A 723-nucleotide genomic window follows, 5' to 3' on the forward strand; every position below is an offset into this window, starting at 1 on the left:
CGCAAATCCAGATCCTGTATCCAGTCGAGCATGAAAACCGACCGCTCGATCCGGCCAACTTCACGCAAGGCCACAGCCAGACCATTCTGACGGGGATAAGATCCGAGCTTCCGCAGCATGGCCGAGGCCGTCACGGTTCCACTCCGAATGGATGTGACCAGACGCAGCAGGTCGTCCCAGTGGGCCGCAACATGATCGGTATTGATCGGGTCACCGGCCATTCCACTCAGGAGATCACCGGGGCTTTGATCTGGAAACAGGTGAAGTTTCCGCTCTTTCAGATCCCGTATCCTGGGCGCAAATCGATAACCAAAGAAGGGCATCAGCCCGAAAACATGATCCGATGCCCCACCCGTGTCGGTATAATGCTCTTCAATGGAAAGCCCGTTGGCATGATACAGCAGCCCATCCAGAACATAGGGTGCTTCACCGGCCGTCGCCGCAATCACCCGGGTCGAAAACGGATCATACTGATCGGAGATGTGGGTGTAGAAACTGACGCCCGGTTCACTGCCATTGCGCGCATTGATATCGCTGATCGCAGCGCCTCTGCCACCTGCATGAAACAATTGACCATCACTTGAGGACGATGTGCCGTCTCCCCAGAGTGACGCCAGGGGCAGCCCACGATGGGCTGCAACCATACGGCCAAGGGCTTCGGCGTATCCGGCCKCGCTGATATGCCAGTCATGCAKATGCGCCAACTGGCGCAGGGTGGCACCC

1 protein-coding gene is annotated in these 723 nt (G+C 57.8%); it reads right to left on the reverse strand.

The window, feature by feature from the left end; translation table 11 throughout:
• Positions 1-723: Tn3 family transposase (locus KP705_RS15705; protein ID WP_215764864.1), on the reverse strand; the 723-nt coding region annotated here is incomplete at both ends.

Source organism: Gluconobacter sp. P1D12_c, assembly GCF_018812105.1.
Lineage (GTDB): Bacteria > Pseudomonadota > Alphaproteobacteria > Acetobacterales > Acetobacteraceae > Gluconobacter > Gluconobacter oxydans_A.